General features: G+C 35.1%; 16 protein-coding genes and 1 pseudogene. 12 read left to right on the top strand and 5 right to left on the bottom strand.

The window, feature by feature from the left end; genetic code table 11:
- Positions 1–176: 176 nt before the first annotated feature.
- Entirely contained in the window at positions 177–1,010 is an 834-nt protein-coding gene (locus FY049_RS21650; RefSeq protein ID WP_081409372.1) for a type 1 glutamine amidotransferase domain-containing protein, read from the bottom strand.
- A 324-nt stretch (positions 1,011–1,334) separates the two neighbouring features.
- Here FY049_RS21650 and FY049_RS21645 point away from each other — a divergent pair, with 324 nt between their 5' ends.
- Both FY049_RS21645 and FY049_RS21640 read left to right on the top strand, forming a co-directional pair.
- A complete protein-coding gene (locus FY049_RS21645; protein WP_081409371.1) occupies positions 1,335–2,441 on the top strand; it encodes an acetoacetate decarboxylase in 1,107 nt (368 codons plus the stop codon).
- Positions 2,442–2,808: 367 nt separating this feature from the next.
- Positions 2,809–3,514 (top strand): annotated as a pseudogene (locus FY049_RS21640) (hypothetical protein).
- Positions 3,515–3,725: 211 nt separating this feature from the next.
- On the opposite strand, the gene proP reads toward FY049_RS21640, so the two are convergent.
- Together proP and FY049_RS21630 are read right to left on the bottom strand one after the other, a co-directional pair.
- Positions 3,726–5,207: a glycine betaine/L-proline transporter ProP gene (proP, locus tag FY049_RS21635; RefSeq protein WP_056516445.1), complete on the bottom strand. Its 1,482-nt coding sequence runs from the start codon at positions 5,205–5,207 to the stop codon at positions 3,726–3,728.
- Between the two features lie 460 nt (positions 5,208–5,667).
- Positions 5,668–6,102 (bottom strand): hypothetical protein, encoded by a 435-nt coding sequence (locus FY049_RS21630; RefSeq protein ID WP_056516442.1) that lies wholly within the window; start codon positions 6,100–6,102, stop codon positions 5,668–5,670.
- 206 nt (positions 6,103–6,308) lie between these two features.
- Here FY049_RS21630 and FY049_RS21625 point away from each other — a divergent pair, with 206 nt between their 5' ends.
- The 5 genes from FY049_RS21625 to FY049_RS21605 all read left to right on the top strand — a co-directional run bounded on the left by FY049_RS21625 (position 6,309) and on the right by FY049_RS21605 (position 11,580).
- On the top strand, positions 6,309–6,923 hold the full coding sequence (locus FY049_RS21625) for a MarC family protein (protein WP_004722279.1): 615 nt from the start codon (positions 6,309–6,311) through the stop codon (positions 6,921–6,923).
- A gap of 286 nt (positions 6,924–7,209) precedes the next feature.
- Positions 7,210–9,414 (top strand): TonB-dependent siderophore receptor, encoded by a 2,205-nt coding sequence (locus tag FY049_RS21620; RefSeq protein WP_446084365.1) that lies wholly within the window; start codon positions 7,210–7,212, stop codon positions 9,412–9,414.
- Between the two features lie 153 nt (positions 9,415–9,567).
- A complete protein-coding gene (locus tag FY049_RS21615; RefSeq protein ID WP_262781961.1) occupies positions 9,568–10,170 on the top strand; it encodes a TetR/AcrR family transcriptional regulator in 603 nt (200 codons plus the stop codon).
- Positions 10,171–10,179: 9 nt separating this feature from the next.
- Positions 10,180–11,157: a zinc-binding dehydrogenase gene (locus tag FY049_RS21610; protein WP_446084364.1), complete on the top strand. Its 978-nt coding sequence runs from the start codon at positions 10,180–10,182 to the stop codon at positions 11,155–11,157.
- 66 nt (positions 11,158–11,223) lie between these two features.
- Positions 11,224–11,580, top strand: a complete 357-nt coding sequence (locus FY049_RS21605) for a DUF1304 domain-containing protein (RefSeq protein ID WP_056516432.1) — start codon at positions 11,224–11,226, stop codon at positions 11,578–11,580.
- Between the two features lie 158 nt (positions 11,581–11,738).
- Here FY049_RS21605 and FY049_RS21600 read toward each other — a convergent pair whose 3' ends face one another.
- Positions 11,739–12,311: a GNAT family N-acetyltransferase gene (locus tag FY049_RS21600; RefSeq protein ID WP_446084363.1), complete on the bottom strand. Its 573-nt coding sequence runs from the start codon at positions 12,309–12,311 to the stop codon at positions 11,739–11,741.
- 151 nt (positions 12,312–12,462) lie between these two features.
- Here FY049_RS21600 and FY049_RS21595 point away from each other — a divergent pair, with 151 nt between their 5' ends.
- Positions 12,463–13,296 carry a helix-turn-helix domain-containing protein gene (locus tag FY049_RS21595; RefSeq protein ID WP_262781963.1) on the top strand — a complete coding sequence of 278 codons (834 nt, stop codon included), beginning with the start codon at positions 12,463–12,465 and terminating at the stop codon, positions 13,294–13,296.
- Positions 13,297–13,690: 394 nt separating this feature from the next.
- On the opposite strand, the gene FY049_RS21590 is transcribed toward FY049_RS21595, so the two are convergent.
- Complete coding sequence (locus tag FY049_RS21590; RefSeq protein WP_446084362.1) at positions 13,691–13,960, bottom strand: hypothetical protein; 270 nt, start codon at positions 13,958–13,960, stop codon at positions 13,691–13,693.
- A gap of 748 nt (positions 13,961–14,708) precedes the next feature.
- Between FY049_RS21590 and FY049_RS21585 the strand changes: the two genes are divergently transcribed.
- The 4 genes from FY049_RS21585 to FY049_RS21570 all read left to right on the top strand — a co-directional run.
- Positions 14,709–15,044, top strand: a complete 336-nt coding sequence (locus tag FY049_RS21585; protein WP_262781965.1) for a hypothetical protein — start codon at positions 14,709–14,711, stop codon at positions 15,042–15,044.
- A 407-nt stretch (positions 15,045–15,451) separates the two neighbouring features.
- Positions 15,452–15,988 carry a Csu type fimbrial protein gene (locus FY049_RS21580; protein ID WP_446084361.1) on the top strand — a complete coding sequence of 179 codons (537 nt, stop codon included), beginning with the start codon at positions 15,452–15,454 and terminating at the stop codon, positions 15,986–15,988.
- A gap of 60 nt (positions 15,989–16,048) precedes the next feature.
- A complete protein-coding gene (locus tag FY049_RS21575) occupies positions 16,049–16,603 on the top strand; it encodes a spore coat protein U domain-containing protein (RefSeq protein WP_446084360.1) in 555 nt (184 codons plus the stop codon).
- An 11-nt stretch (positions 16,604–16,614) separates the two neighbouring features.
- Positions 16,615–17,085, top strand: a 471-nt coding sequence (locus tag FY049_RS21570; protein WP_446084359.1) for a Csu type fimbrial protein, incomplete at its 3' end; no start/stop codon positions are given.

Raw genomic sequence — 17,085 nt, 5'->3', positions numbered from 1 at the left:
TCTGTTTAGCATATTGATATTTATTGTTAATTAATGAAATGTCTTTTAATTTGATTAGGATTATGTCTGTTTTTTAAGCGTTGAAAATTTTTATTGGTGTCACACAAGTACTTTAAGATGAAGTGATATTTTGCAAGCTTTCACTTACAAAATATGTCCAATCTAGCTAATTTCATTTAATGTATAGTCACCAATTTTTTTATCACTTCTTCGCCTACTTCACGTGGTGATTGAGGATTTTGACCTGTAATAATGCGGTCATCGACAATGGCATAAGAGGTAAATGGGAAGAATCCTTGAGAATATTTTGCACCTTTTGATTTCAACTGATTTTCAAGGAAAAAGGGTACTTGTTTTTTCATCCCTGAAAGCGATTCTTCACGATTTGAAAATCCTGTCACTTTACGGTTTGCAATGAGTGCTTTGCCTTGTTCATCTTTTAGGGAAAGTATACCTGCCACACCATGACATACCGCGGATACTACACCGCCTTGACGATAAATTTGTTCAGCTAGTGCGGTTAATTCAGGATTATTTGGAAAGTCCCACATCACGCCATGACCGCCAGTAAAATATATTGCTTTATAGTCAGACGCTTTTACCTCACTTGGCTGCAAGGTGTTATTTAACCGTGACATAAACGCAGGATCGGCTAAATAAGCGTGTGCTTGTTTATCCATATAGATCCATTTTTGACTACGCTCATCCAGTGGCACTGCACCTCCTTTAGGGCTAATAAAATCCATTTGGTAACCCGCTTTATGCGCAACGTCATAGAAATGTGTGAGCTCAGTCACCCATAGCCCTGTAGTATCTTTACGTGAAGGGTATTTGTCATGATTGGTCATCACAACCAATATTTTTCCTTTAGATCCTGACAAAGATGGGTTCGAAATCGATTTTGAACTACTGTTATCATTCGCAGATGCAAAAGGCATTGAAAATAATGCTGCTAAAACAACCAATAACTGTTGAATTATACGATGCTTAATAACCCAAGTATTTGTCATCAAGATTTCCTGTGAGTTGTTTCATCGTGAGTATAGGGTTAAAGTTAGCTTTAAGGTCAAGCCTGTTTTTTAATCTTTTGTCTATTTTAGATTAATGGCATTTTACCAATAAAGTGCTGTCTCTTTGTGTTATTTAGCATTTGCTTTAATTTGATCTTTTGCAAGTGCAATCAAATATATTCATCATTTTAAATTTAAGCTGCGGTTTTTTGTGCATGAATTTTAATCACAATTCAAATTTAATTAAAAAACAAATAAACCCTATTGACCTTGAAGTCCACTTTAAACATAGCATGAACTCAATGCTGAATTAGAGTGAAAGCTATGTTGAAATTTTTTAATTTAAATCGAACAACTCAAATACTTTTTATGAGTTTTGCATTCGTACATTCTGCTTTTGCAGCAAATGATCTTACACCAAACAATCAGCTCAGTTACATCTCACATTTACAAGAGAATACAGCGATGCAAAACATAAATACTGTAACGACCAATCGAGTTAATGCAAAGCAACCAACCACTCAGTATCCAAATGCAAAAGCGTTTGTAGAGGTTGAATTTGGACCGCATAAGGTACAGGTTCCTAAAGGTGGTTTTTATGACCGATTTCATATGCAACCAAATTTAGATGAGGTTGCAAAAGAATCTGGTGTGGGCAATATTGATTTCTTTAGAAAGATTCCTAAGCAACTGGTTGAAACACGTATAGGTCAAGTGTGGTCGCCAAACTATTATTATAAAACCAGCAATGTTCAACTGTTGATGCTTGCACCATTAGATAAGTTAAAAGCAAAGTTGCCTGCTAAAGTTGAACCCTTAAGCCCAATACCTGGATATGGATTGGTCTCACTTACTTTTTTTGCCTATGATGTCTGTGATAACGATCCTTATGATGAAGTATCTGTTGCTGTTGTGGTTCGCCGTCCTCATGCAAAAGGCGCCAATATTTCAGAGTTAATCAAATCTGCACGTACACGCGATTATTATGGTTATGTCCTTGCGCTTCCTGTCGATACTGAAATTGCACGTGTACGTGGTGTTTATGGTTATAATTTACCCAAGTGGCTCACTGCAATTGATTTAAAAATAACTGATCAGGTCCAAGCGCACTTGTATGATACTCAAGGCAATCTCGACATCAGCCTATCTGCGCCAACACCAAAACTTAAAACTGTAAAAAATCAATCACAGCAAGAAAAGAAAACCATGCTGAATCAAGTTGATGGTATTTGGTATCGTTCATATGTTCAGGCAAATAACCAAAATTTTGCTCAAAAGTTATTTCCAAAACATGTTGAGTTAAATCGTTATGGTGGTCCAGTCAGTCAATTATTGGATCAACTCGGTGCTAAAAAAATCTTACGAATGGATGTGATCAAAGATGCTCAGTTGGCACTACATATGCCAACACCGATTGCTGAATGGAATTAATAAATAAAAATAAAGCGTGATGATTTTTCATCACGTTTTTTTCATATCGAAAATATCAATTTTTTTTGTCAGTTATGGTCCCTTTTTTGAAATCGATAATAAGGTTATAACTTGGATTGAATTTAATCATTGCTTATTTTTTAAATTAGTGAAAAAGCCTACACTCAGTGTTTGAGAAAAGAACTGATAGAGGAATGAAAATTTATTAGGTTTACATGTAGTTAAGATGATTGGAAAATAGTTATTTTACTGCTAATAAATCGACTATAACCTTTATTCAATAGTTTTTTAGCTGTACGTTTTTAAAGGGTTAATGTAAAGTTAGATCTTAGTAAATGTAAAATGATTTTAAATTTTAAAGTTAAAAATGTCTAAAAAGCCTTATCTATCACCAGAAATGCAAGAATATCAAGTAAAGCAAAAAAGACAAAATAAATTACTTTTGCAACTTTCAATTCTTCTATTTATCCCGCCTTTATTGTTATTTCCCGCATATCCAAGAAATGATTGGCAATATTCCATTTATAAGTACATCACACAGAATTTGTTGATTACAGTGGGTACAAAAGGACCACTACCATTTTTTACTATTCTTTCTAGTATATACATTACAGTGATTATGTTTTTCTTAAGTTGTTATGTCTGCTGGTTATTCTTAAAAAAGTATGGCATTCAGGAAAACTTTCAAAAAAAGATTTACAGTTTATTCGTACAATTCGAATTCTCTTCTTCATATAAATATCCTTGGTTAGAAAAACCAATAATCAAAAAAAACATTAGTTTCGAGCATTTTTATTTTATGTTTTCTTGGCAGTATTTGGCATTTTGTTCATGATGAAATTTCATTCCAAAGTGGTAGTCGTAAAGGTGCACTCATAGAATGGAGTTACAACTATCGAATAGGCGTATTGTTCTGGGAATTGATCATGAGCTTGTTCAGTATCTCTCCTATTTTTTATTTCTTTCTTTTATTCATTTATCTTGGCAATTACTTTTTCCGTGGATTGGGGACTGGAAAAATTATTTCTTCAAAAAGAAACAGCAAAATAAAAAAGCGTAAGAAAAAAAGATGATTTCTTTAATTCTGCCATATTGTCTTATCCTGTAATAGTACGACACTTATGTCATAAAACGCTCAATCAATTTCATTGGGCACTTTAATATTCTCGTGGCGTCTATATCATCCACTCCAGCATCCTTATGTTTTACTTGCTACAAAGAATAATAAATCTAAGCTAGAGGCTTATCCAATAACATCATATTGAATAAGCCCATTTAAGACCATTAATCAATATCAGGATGTTGCTTGGCGAGATGATCACGTTTTTCTTGCAACTCTTCAATTTTTTGATCAATTTTTTCGATTTTTTGCTCAATATTTCCATGATATTGTTCGAGAAGTTCTTCAGCTTCTTCAGTATCAACGGCCATTGGTTTTGCACCTTTGAGCGGTAAGTTGGCTGTTTCTTTAAGATAAATCGCAGTAATCACCCCAAAGCAACCACAAATTACCAAATAATAGGCAGGCACCATAATATTTTGAGTGGTTTCAACCAATGTCGCTGTGATGGTTGGGGTTAAACCTGCAATCACCACAGAAATATTAAACGCGATTGCAAGTGCACTATAACGAATTTCAGTTGGAAACAATGCGGGTAGGGTTGAAGCCATTATTCCAATCAGCATATTGAGTGAAAGTGCCAACATCAACAGTCCCAAGAAAATTAAGTAAACATTATTGGTGGCAAGCAATATAAAGGCAGGGTATGACAAGACAATCAGGGCAATGCTGCCTGCAAAGACAAATGGGCGACGACCAATCTTGTCGCTAAGCATGCCTACAAACGGCTGTACAAAGAGCATTCCAACCATTACTGCAATAATAATCAGAACACCATGATTTTCTGAATAGCCTAAGTTATGTGAGAAATAACTTGGTAAATAGGTGAGTAGCATGTAATAGGTGACATTGGTACACAGCACCAGACCAACACAGACCAGTAGACTGCGCTTATGCTCACGGAAAATTTGTTTGAAACCCACTTTTTGCGGTTTTTTAGATTGTGACTGTTCTTCTGCATGCGCCTGAAAAGTCGGTGTTTCATCTAAAGAATGACGTAAATATAAGCCAATCAATCCCAGTGGCAGTGCTAAATAAAAAGGAATACGCCAGCCCCAATCGACAAAGGCGGCTTCGCCCATGGAAAAGCTGATCATTGAAACGACGCCCGCTCCAACAACAAAACCTAAAATAGAACCAAAATCCAGCCAGCTTCCCATGAAACCACGCTTTCGATCTGGAGAATATTCAGCTACAAATATTGCTGCTCCAGCATATTCACCTCCGACCGAAAAGCCTTGAGCAATTTTTACAATGAGCAGCAAAATAGGAGCCCAAATCCCGATACTTTCATAAGATGGAATCAAACCAATACCAAAGGTACTGACCGACATGATAATAATGGTGATTGCCAGAATTTTTTGACGACCATATTTATCGCCTAAATGTCCGAAAAATAATCCACCCAAAGGTCGAAATATAAAGGGTATAGAAAAGGTGGCAAGGGCCGCAATCATTTGTATACTGGGTGATGAATTTGGGAAAAAGACTTTACCCAATACATAAGCGACATAGCCATACACACCAAAATCAAACCATTCGATGGCATTCCCTAAAGCTGCGGCTTTAATGGCTTTTTTAGTCTTATCATAATCAATAATTTCGACATCATCGATTTCAAGTGGTTTGATTTTTCTTTTATACATAAATGGCTTAATCCTAATGAATGACAGTGTTAAAAAATCTCTTTAAAACACAATCAAAAAAAATTCATCATGAGCAGAAATGATTAAAAAATATAACGCTAGGTTACATTTAAGATTTCAATGTCATAGAATTTTAATAAATATCAATTGATTATAATTTTAGTTTTTTTGTGAATTTTATGTGTTGGGTAATCATGAATAAAATGTATGAGATCTGATGCAATTATGTAATAAGTTTAACGTATATAAATCAATCAAAAGGCTTGAGAATAACAGTTGTGTCTGTTTAGCTAAATTCGTTTTAGCAGGGCGCAACGCCAAACTGAATGATAAAAAAATACTGAGATAAGAAACAGGGTATTAGGATGGTGACTAAAGCAATGGATAGGCATTGATCCTAACAATTCAGCAAAAACATCAAAAAATTATTTCATATAAAACTTCTGCTTATAAAGTCGAATTATAAAAAATCCGGATTTTTGATAACCTGCAACAGCTGAGGATTATCGATTGGGATTGAGAATATCACTCCATTCGTACTTTGAACAAAAACAATATGGTCTTTAATAATCGCCTTACAAAAAGGGTTACTATTCTCCAAAAACAAAAACCACAGTAACTCATTTCTTAAAAACAGACCGACCACACCATCCCCACCAAAGCTAGCCTCACCATATCTTATCTGGTAGTCTGCATAACGAATCTGCCCCATATAATCAAAATCAATGAGATCTGCTTTCTTCACTTCGTCATCAAAGAAATTTAATTTCCTTACGATATCCACAGTTGCGTTATCCTTGTTTCTATAATTGAGAACAAATATTTCTCCATTGTGCAGAAAAATTCCATTTATAAATGGACATTGAAAATTATTTAATATCTCTATTAGTTTCATATATGCAAGTCCTTGACTCGTTGCTGAACCCCGTTTGTGTAAGTCCTGATTATATTTTTTTGTAAAAATAAGTTGCTGAATCTTAATAAAATTTACAATTCTAATGATTAGTTAGACAAAGTATCCCCTTGTGGAGAAGTACAATTTTAGCAAAGTAAGCTCTTTTTTTGATTTTGTTTCCTGATTTTGTTTTATGGAAAGCCATTATGTTTTCAAATTATATCCATCCATTTGTTTTGTTTTTCTCATTACTCAATCCGTTTTTAATGAGTATCTATATGATCGGGATGATTCGCCATACTGAAACCCATGTATTCAATAAAGGTTTAGCCCAAGGTGCCTTGATTGCTTATGTGGTTTTTATGCTTTTTGCATGGGGTGGCGAAGCAATTTTTAGTACTTATTTAAATGTTCGTTTTGAATCATTTCAGATTTTTGGTGGATTAATTTTCTTAGTGATTGGCTATCGTTTTGTATTTCAAGGCGCGGATACGATCGGAGAAATGCGAGGAACACCTGCACATTTGGCCAGTACCATGGCGATGCCATTTATGATTGGTCCTGGCACAATCAGTGCGGCTGTCGTAACAGGAGCGAGTATGTCTTTACTCGAATCCGCTGTGTTGATTGCTTTTACCTTATTTATCAGCTGTGGCATTTTAATGATTATGAAGTATGGGCATGATCACTTACGTTATAGCCATGCAAAATATATTGATCGCTATTTTGATATTGTTGGACGTTTATCTGCCTTGTTAATCGGCACAATTGCGATTGATATGATCGCAACTGGAATCATTGGTTTGCTTGAAAAGTATTAATTATTATTTATTAGTTTTCATGTTTTTTAAGATAATTATCAAATAAATACAATGACATGATTTACGCTGAGGTGAGGAATACACATCACGCCATGTCAAAGTTTATTCAGTAATGTCATCTAGAAATCTTCTTCTTAGCCTTTCAGATTGAGAGGCTGTTCATTTTATATCTTTGTCTAACAAAACGAATTTGAAGTAGAAAATAATGGAGGAATGTAGAGATATATGTTGTTTTTATGTGAAATATAACGATAATGATTTTTATTTAGATTAAGAGTTTTATTTCGTGAATAAATGGATTTCTCAAAATCGAATCTTTGCTAAAAGTGCAATTTATCTTGCACTTTATACTTGTTGGATTGGGACAGCTTATGCTGCGACGGAAGCAACAACAGAGCAAACAAATGCTTTACCCATGATCGTTGTCACCGCAGAAAATAATACAGAAAATAACTACACTAAAAAGAATGCCAGTACATCTACTAAACTCGATTTGAGTGTAAAAGAAACCCCACAATCTGTTTCAGTGATTACACGCAAACAAATCGAAGATATGGGTGCGACAAATTTGGGTGATGCACTATTAAATACAACTGGGATTTTGCTAACAGGGGACAATACGGAGAGGACCAACTTTTCTATTCGAGGCTTTAATGTTGGAGATGGCTGGAACTCAAATATATTGCAATATGATGGTGTTGCTGTAAATGCAAGTAATGTCACCTCATCTAAACCAGATATGGCAACCATTGAAAGTATTGAAGTATTACGTGGGGCAGCAGGATTGATGCAAGGATCAGGAGAACCTTCTGGTGCAATTAATCTTATTCGTAAAAAGCCAACGGAGGTTTTTCAGGCGAGTGGTGCTGTAAGTTATGGTTCATGGAACACTGTACGTGGAGAAATGGATGTCTCTGGTCCATTGAATCAATCTGGAAGCGTGCGTGGGCGTCTAGTGGTGGCAGGTCAAGATGGTGATTCATTTATGAAATCTGTTACTCGTGATTCTAATGTTTTGTATGGAATCGTGAGTAGTGATTTAACTAAAAATACGTTATTGAATATTGGATATTCACGTCAAGGTGAACATGCAGTTCCCGTCAATACAATTCCTAACTATTTCAATGGAACCAAAATAGGCATCGATAATTCTAACTGTGGTTGTGATTACAGAGATTTTTGGGATAAAACCAATACACAAGCTTTCTTAGATATTAGCCATAAATTTAATAATGGATGGGAGCTAAAAGCCAGTTATATGAAGGCAAACTATGCAATGGATATGGCATTTACTTCATTGAGTGTGGCTCCAAAAACCACAAGTGCTGATAATGCTTTAGCAACTGTTTATAAGTACGGATATAACTATGAGCAAAAATTAGATATTTACGATTTTTTTGCAAAAGGAACATATCAATTATTCGGTCGTGAGCATGATTTGGTATTCGGTGGAAATCACAGTAAGAGTAATATTGCAGGTGCATGGACAAGTTGGGATCAAGTTCTAGAAGATTATAGTTTGGTTGGTGGAAGTGAAACACCATCACGTGACTATTTATACGTTAATATTAAAAATTATAGTCCTTATCAGTTACCTTATATCGCACCACGTTATCAGAATACCCGCGTTGATCAGGTGCGTCAGACTGGATTCTATCTCACTACTCGCTTAAATATTATTGACCCGCTCAAAGTTATTGCAGGTGTGCGCCAAAGTAATTATGAAAGTGTCAATGAATATAAGAAATCAAATATTTTGACACCATATTTTGGACTTACTTACGATATCAATAATGCATTGACTGCATATGCGAGTTATACCGATACCTTTGTTGTGCAAAATGTCAAAGATCGTAATGAGACATTACTTGATCCAGTACAGGGTAATGTTTATGAAATTGGGCTAAAAGCAGGGCTTTGGGATGATCGTTTAATTGCTTCAGTTGCAGGGTTTAAAACCAATCAAATTAATCGATCAATACGAGATGAAAGCACGAAAGGGCAATGTCCGTTTAATGGTGGTGAGGCTTATTGTAATGTTGCATCAGGTGAGGTGATCAGTAAAGGGATTGAAACTGAGATTCGTGGTGAAATTATACCCAATCTTAATTTGAGTTTTGGCTACACATACAATACTACGGAATATGCGAACGATCCTACAAATCAAGGTTTGGTTTTTAATGAGGATACGCCTGAACATATTGCACGTTTATTTGCGACTTATAAGTTTGCAAATAATTTAATCCTAGGCGGCGGTGCAAATTATCAAAGTACTTGGAAAGTGGGTCGTTATAGCGAACATCCTTATCGTCAGCCTGGATATACGATTGCTAACTTGGTGGCGAGCTACCCATTAAGTGATAAAGTGAATATTGCATTAAATATCAATAATATTTTTGACAAAGAATATTATTCACAAATTTATAGTGATGGAACTATTCGCTTTGGTAATCCTCGAAATGCAACGCTCACCTTACGCGCAAAATTTTAAATAAATCGAAGGATGGCTGATATTTTCAGCCATTCGCTAAAATAACAATCCAATTTACTCCCTAAAATGCACTCAAAACCCTCAACTAAATTTCTTGAGTAATTTTTAATAAAATTATAGACGACTGGTCTATTATTGATTTATAGTGTGTACATGAAACGATCAGATAAAAGTGAAGCGACTCGCCAACATATCTTAAATACCAGTTTTAAGCTGGTATTACATAAAGGTTTTGTTGGAGTTGGCTTACAGGAAATTTTAACGACTTGCGGTGTACCCAAAGGGTCGTTCTATTATTACTTTTCTTCCAAAGAAGCATTTGGTTGTGCGCTTTTACAGCAATATCTTGCTGATTATAAAGTGAAAATAGATCAATTGATTCTACAAGAAGAGCAGAGTGCTTATGCGCGCTTAGTTGCGCTTTGGCAAGCATGGATTGATGATCCATGCCATAACGATGGTGGCTGGGCTGAGAATTGTCTGATTGTAAAACTTGCAGCAGAGGTCTCTGACTTATCCGAAGATATGCGTCAGATTTTAAATTTTGGTGTGACCAAGCTGACAGAACGCATTGCAAATTTACTTATTGACGGACAGAAGGATGGCTCAATTCCACAACATATTGAGCCTGAGAAAATGGCACAAACGATGTATCAACTCTGGTTAGGTGCAGCTTTATTGGCGAAACTTGCACAGAACAAACAACCACTTTATTTGGCTTTAGAAACTACACAGCAATTACTAAAACCTATATAGGAACAACAAATGAAAAGTATTATTCATCATGTTTTTGGCGAACCTGTCGACGTATTAGCATCAGCAGACATGCCAAAGCCAGAACCTAAAGCGGGCGAAGTTCGTATTAAAATGATTTTATCTCCAATGCATAATCATGACATTTGGACGGTGAGAGGCAGTTATGGCTATAAGCCGGCACTTCCTGCAATTGGAGGTAGTGAAGCAGTTGGTGTGATTGATGCTGTCGGTGAAGGTGTCGATGCAGTGTCTGTTGGGCAACGTATTGCAGTTGCCGCAGTTCACGGCAGTTGGGCTGAATACTTTATTGCGCCTGCACATGGTGTTGTGCCTTTAATTGACGCAATAGACGATGAAACTGCTGCACAATTGATTGGCATGCCGATTAGTGCACTGATGCTGTTAGATTTTATTGATTTAAAACAAGATCAGTGGCTTATCCAAAATACAGCCAATGGCGCTGTTGGTAAAACCGTTGCGATGATTGCGCACGCTCGCGGTCAAAAAGTCATTCATTTGGTTCGCCGTAGTGATGCGGTTGCAGAAATGAATGGTTTAGGTATTCAAAATGTAGTGGCGACTGATCAAGCGGATTGGAAAGATCAAGTAAAAGCGATACATGCAGATCAACCTTTAATTGCTGGGGTAGATTCGATTGGCGGGAAAGCCAGCGGTGAAATGTTGGCTTTACTCAGTGAAAATAGTGTCTTGGTATCATTTGGCAGTATGACGGGTGAACTGATGCAAATTTCATCAGGTGATCTTATTTTTAAACAAGCGACAGTCAAAGGTTTCTGGGCAAGTGTGGTCAATAAGCAATTGTCTGCAGAACGCAAAAAAGAGTTAATTGTAGAATTGTTGACTTTAGCTGCTCAGAAAAAATTAGTATTGCCTGTTGAAGGCGTATTTAGTTTTGATCAAATCCAACAAGCAGCAGCTAGAGCAACAGAAGGTGCACGCCAAGGCAAGGTGTTATTAAAACGATAAATGTATCTGACATAGATCAGTTGTAAGACTGATCTATCAGTGTTTTTAAAAATAAGGAAAAAAACGATGATTGGACAAATTTTAATTGCCTTAATTGCACTACTACATGTGTATATTTTAGTTTTAGAGATGTTCTTATGGGATAAACCATACGGTTTAAAAGCATTTGGCAATACGCCTGAAAAAGCACAGCTCACTAAAGTCATGGCACAAAATCAAGGCTTATATAATGGCTTTTTAGCGGCAGGCTTATTTTGGTCTTTATGTGCACCTGCAATCTATGCCTTGCCACTGGCAAATTTCTTTTTGGGCTGTGTATTGGTTGCTGGGATTTATGGCGGTCTGACTGCGAGTAAGAAAATTATTTATATACAAGCGATTCCAGCAGCGTTGGCGTTACTTGTGGTGAATTTGAATTATTAAAGTAAGGGTCGAATCTCGCCCTTGCTTTAAATTTCTTCAAATAATTTAATTATATAGCAGCATCAGAGAGATCAATAAGCTCTCTCGCTTCATACGAATAGTTTAGAAGATGATCTTAATTTATTAATATCTCTGATGGTGGTGAACTTCAATTGATTCTAATCCATGTATTTGCTTACTTTGTAATGTGCAGGCAATTTGACCCACTCTTCACGTGATAAATAGCTGATATGCTCTGTACGGTAATCCGCTAGAAACTGATTATATTTATCTGTTTCAGTGTGATGATGCCTAAAGCCACATTTTGCTTGTGCTTTATGTGACTGTTCATTATCTGCAAAGTAACCACACCATAAAGCGTGTAATTGCAAATCTTCATAGGCATGTTGCATGACTGCCTTAACAACCTCAGGAATAAAACCATTTCCCCAAAAGGGTACACCAATCCAATAAGCAACTTCTGCTTCATTATCAGCGATATCAAAATTACTGTCTTGCCCAATCAGTAGACCGACCATGCCAATGGCTCGATTGTCTTGCTTTTTCGCAAGCGCATAGACTTCATCATGTGCAAAAACTGTCTGAATATATTCTAAACTTTGTGCCTGACTTTCATGTACAGGCCACCCCGCAATTGGCCCAACGCGTTCATCTTTTGCGTATTCGTATAAACTCTCTGCATCACTTTCATGCCAAGGTCGTAAAACTAAGCGTTCAGTTGTCAAAATCATATTTTTAAAGCCTCTTATAAAATTCATCATATTTCAAAATGAACTATAGGCATTTTAGGAACTGCTTCCTATGCGCATATTTTGGCAATTTCGGTACTTTTAAAAACAAAATCATTATAATTAGGCAGATATTTAATAAATTTTATTCAAAATGCAAAGTGATTTAAATTGTCTGCGTCAAAATGCAAAAGATTATTTATGGGGGACAAGTCATCTAAGTGATTCGTTAAACCAGCCTTTGCTGTTAGCCTATTGTTCACTTATTTTTGTTACACAAGGTCATGCTGATTTAAGCATTCAGTTTAAAAATTACCATTTGCAAGCAGGTGATTTTTTGGTTCTTGCAGAAGATTCATTGACTATTATAAAAAACCAATCGGCTGATTTTTCTTGCAATTATTGTATATTCAATCGTCATTTTGCTGCTGAAGTTGCCGCTGTTTTACCAAACGCTTTATTTGCTTATCTCAATCAAATGCCACATTTTTCCCCCAATACCGAACAGGCAGGTTTAATCAAGATCTGGCAATCTCAAACCGATTTTATGATCAAGTCTACAGAACAGTATCAGCGCACACTATTATGCAATCACTTGCAAAATTTTTTTCTGATGCTATCTGAAATCGTCAATCACAAAAAGAACCTTCCGAAAAATGAGTACACAAGAAAAGAAAGATTATGTTGGAAGTTTTGGGAAATGATCGCAATACATTGTCACGCTGAACGGGAGGTTTTATTTTATGCACAAGCCTTAAACATTAGTCCTTACTATTTATCGCAATTGTGTAAGCAATTTTTTAATGATAGCCCTAAAACGTTGATAGATCGGCTGGTGATTGTTAATCTTAAACAACGACTTAAAATGAATACACTCTCAATTCAAGTGATTGCTGACCAGATGCATTTTAATGATGCTTCCTATATGTGCCGTTATTTTAAAAAGCATACAGGCTATACGCTACGCCAATACCGAAAAGACAATTAAGATAAGATTTTTAACGTGATATTTTGAATAGGCTTCTTTTATAAGTTCTTTTTAAAAGTATAGATCAACACAAAAGTGCTCTCATCATCGTCCTTTCCCAACGCGAGAAGGAAGGTTCAATACCAATTATGACTCACTTCCCATGATCATTTTTGATCTATGAAAGTGAACGATTGGGTAAAGTTTTATTCTTATCAATTTAACGCTTGATTTACTTCATTATAAGACGGTTATCAAAGTGAAGAATACTTACACTCAGCTTATAAATGACTGATTAACAATCTTCGTGAAAATGATTTGATCATTTACATCACTGAGATTTTGCTTAAACATATTTCAGGCTCATGTTTTGGTTTAAAAAGAATATGAGCTTAACTTATCCATCAATTTTTTTTTATTTTTCTAAATCAGATTTATTTTGCTTGTCAAAAGGATATAATTCAAATGAAAACCAAGAATAATCACCATAAAAGTTTTGAAAATAAATTTCTATTTCATCTTTTTCAAAAATAAAATCCTCTGTCCAACTTGTTATTTGAATTTCAGATTTATGATCTGGTTGTATTATTTGATCAATCATTTTAGTGAACTCTTGAATATTTTTTAAGTTATTTTTAAATATAAAAACAGTACGGTTTCGCCATTTTTTAATTTGATATTTCATCTTTGTGTAGATAAGATAATTTAATTTTAAGGTGTGTTTTATCAGGTTTTATACATGAATAAAACTCTGGTGTGGATTGTTTTTTATTTATATTTAAATTTTACGGGTTGTTTATACTTATATGAGGCTTATCTTTGTTATTTAATGGATAAGATTAATTTATTGAATATTAATGTAATATTTTATGTTTTAAGGCTTGATTGTTTTTTTGAAAAATTATTTTATTTTTTTGAGTTTTTTATTTGCATTTAAAAGGTTTTTATAATAATTAATTATCACATAATAGTTAATTAATTTTTTGATTGGTGGAGATTAAAATGTTGTTTTTAGTTGATGCAAAGATTTTATTTAATTTTATATGATTAATTTCTCAAAAAATATAAATTTATTCTATTGTTTTGTATTTTTATTGTGTCTTATCTAGAATATAGATAAGTAAAAGATTTTTTTATTTAATTTACAATTGGTGTTATTTTTTTTCATCGACTAACATATTTTTTGTTTGATATTGCATGGTGAATGTTGATTCAAAATGAAGACTGTTGGTAGGTTTGGTTAGGCTCATAATTTCATAATAATTATATGCTTACTTTATCGTTGCTGTGTATTTAATTCAGTTAAATTAAATACTTAACTTTGAAATATTATAAAGTTGGTGATAAATAATATATGCAAATTTGGAATATGAGCTTTTTTATTAACCTATTGAGCTATAAAGAACGCTACTCATCAATAGTGGGTGTGTATGATGAAGATCTATGAAATGATTTTTCATAAAGGAATGGGTGAAAACTCTCATTTTTTTTATGTAGTAAATAATCAGGCATCCCGTCAACATTTTATTGGAATGTTAAGGAATGAGATTGATTGTGAGCTGAGTAGTTTTAAAAAGAGTTGTATGAAAGATAATAAAAATGATCTTACATGGCTTTATGAGGAAGTAAGTAGAGAAAGTCATTTTTATTTGGATATTATGGAAAATGACTTTCTTCATCATGCCGTTGCTAAACTAGGTTTGCATATCTCGTTGAGCGTTGAAGAGAGATCTGTATTGGAAGAATACGAAGGGAATGAATTTTTATGAATTGATATTTGAGCTTAATCGTTAAAATTTAAACTGATAGTTTTTTATAATTCTGTCTTTTTTCGGTCAGCATTCTATAATGCTATATCGTAACCCATTCTCCCCCTGAAAATTGAATGGGTTTTTTTTATTTTGTATTATGATAAATCTGAGATTTTTAGCTAAATAATATTAAAAGAATATCTATAATAAGTTTAATTATTCTAGTGTTTTTTATATGTTTAAATCTTTGGTATAATTTAATTCATATTGATTTTGAAATTTATTTTAAAATATAAAAACTTAAATTTAATTTCCAGTATTTTCCAGTGTATTTATTGAACCCATATTTATCACATGCAATTATGTAAATGCTTTCACACTTCTTGTGTAAAAGTTAATAAATAATACATATCATGGGATTTAATATGAATATTTTTACAAAACTAACACTTTCTGTATTGTTGGGCACAGGGTATATCGCGACTGCACAAGCCGCTGTTACTGGTCAAGTTGATGTCAAGCTGAATGTTTCAACGGGGTGTACTGTTGAAGGTTCTACTGTGAATGGGAATATCAACAAGTTTGGTGAATTGGATTTCGGTAAAACTTCTGGTACTTGGACCAATACCCTTACGGCTCAAGTTGCTTCATCAGCGACGAGTGGCCATCTAAACGTAAAATGTGACGGTACAACGCCTGTTGACTTTACTGTTGCAATTGATGGTGGTCTACGCACTGATCGTAGTCTTAAACATACAACTGCTGCGGATACAGTCAGCTATAACGTTTATCGTGATGCAGCACGTACCAATCCATATGCTATTAATACAAATCAGACTTTCACTGCTGCGGTAGGTGTAGCTCAAGATGTTCCAATCTTTGGTGCAATTGCTGCAAATAGCGGCACTGCAAAAGCACAAGGTGATTATACAGACACTTTATTGGTGACCGTTAATTTCTAATCAGTATACGTAACAGTGAACAGGTTTGTTGTTGAACAAGCCTGTTTTAAGGAGGAACGTATGCATTTGTTGCTTAAACAATGCGTGGGATTGTTGGCCTGTAGTTTTGTTTCGTCATTCGTTGGAGCTGCGCAGTTGGCAGCCAAGTTAAATGTGCAGATTGAACTGGAGTCATCCTGTGAGATTAATAATCAGTCTGTGAGTAATGGAACCAATGGCTTGAATTTCGGTCAACTGAATTTCGGAGAAACCACAGCTGCATTTAATCAGGTGATAGAGACCAACTTAAGTCAGGGCTCCACCTCGGGTTTGACCATTCAATGCCTTGGCAATGCCCCAATAAAAGTTACCTTTGGTGCTGGGCAAAATGATAGTAAGGTTCCAGCACCTTTTGGTGCAAATTATTTTCGTGCCATCAGTAATGGCACAGATTTCCTTGCCTACAACATCTTATATGGAATTGCTCGGGAAGCGTTAAGGCCCAATCAATCCATCACTTTGACCAACAATGGTCAGCCGCAGACGCTTAATCTCATGGGTCAAACTGTTAATAATGGTCGGTCAGTCTCGCTTGGACAATATACCGACACTATTCCAATTACCATTGAATTTTAAAGAACAAAATCATGAAAAAAATAGCTTTAAGTGTTCTGCTGATGCTGGCTGTACAGAGTGTATGTGCTGAAACAACAGCAACTTTTAGAGTACAAGCATCCATCCAAAATGGCTGTGGATTAAGTAATGTTGAGCAACGACTTGATTTTGGTCGCCATCCTGTTGTGGTGCAGGGGAGGTTAACTAGAGCAGTCATTAATACTGCTCAAAGCTGGAATATCCAGTGTACTGCACGTTTGCCTGTACAGGTCATGTTGAGTGGTGGTGATCACTTGTCAAATAATTCTCGGCGGATGAAACATGCCCAGCAGAATGAGTTTGTACCTTATCAGCTTTATCAGGACAGTAATTTACAAAGTGAATATGCCAGTGGAAGTACTTACTCACTGACACCAACCACTGCTGTGAATACCTTACTGGATTTTTCAGTCTACGCTGTTGCAGATTTGAATAATAACAATCAACCACGATCAGCAGGCCTG

Source organism: Acinetobacter sp. 1125_18A, assembly GCF_052824985.1.
This window is presented reverse-complemented; position numbering and strand designations above follow the sequence as displayed.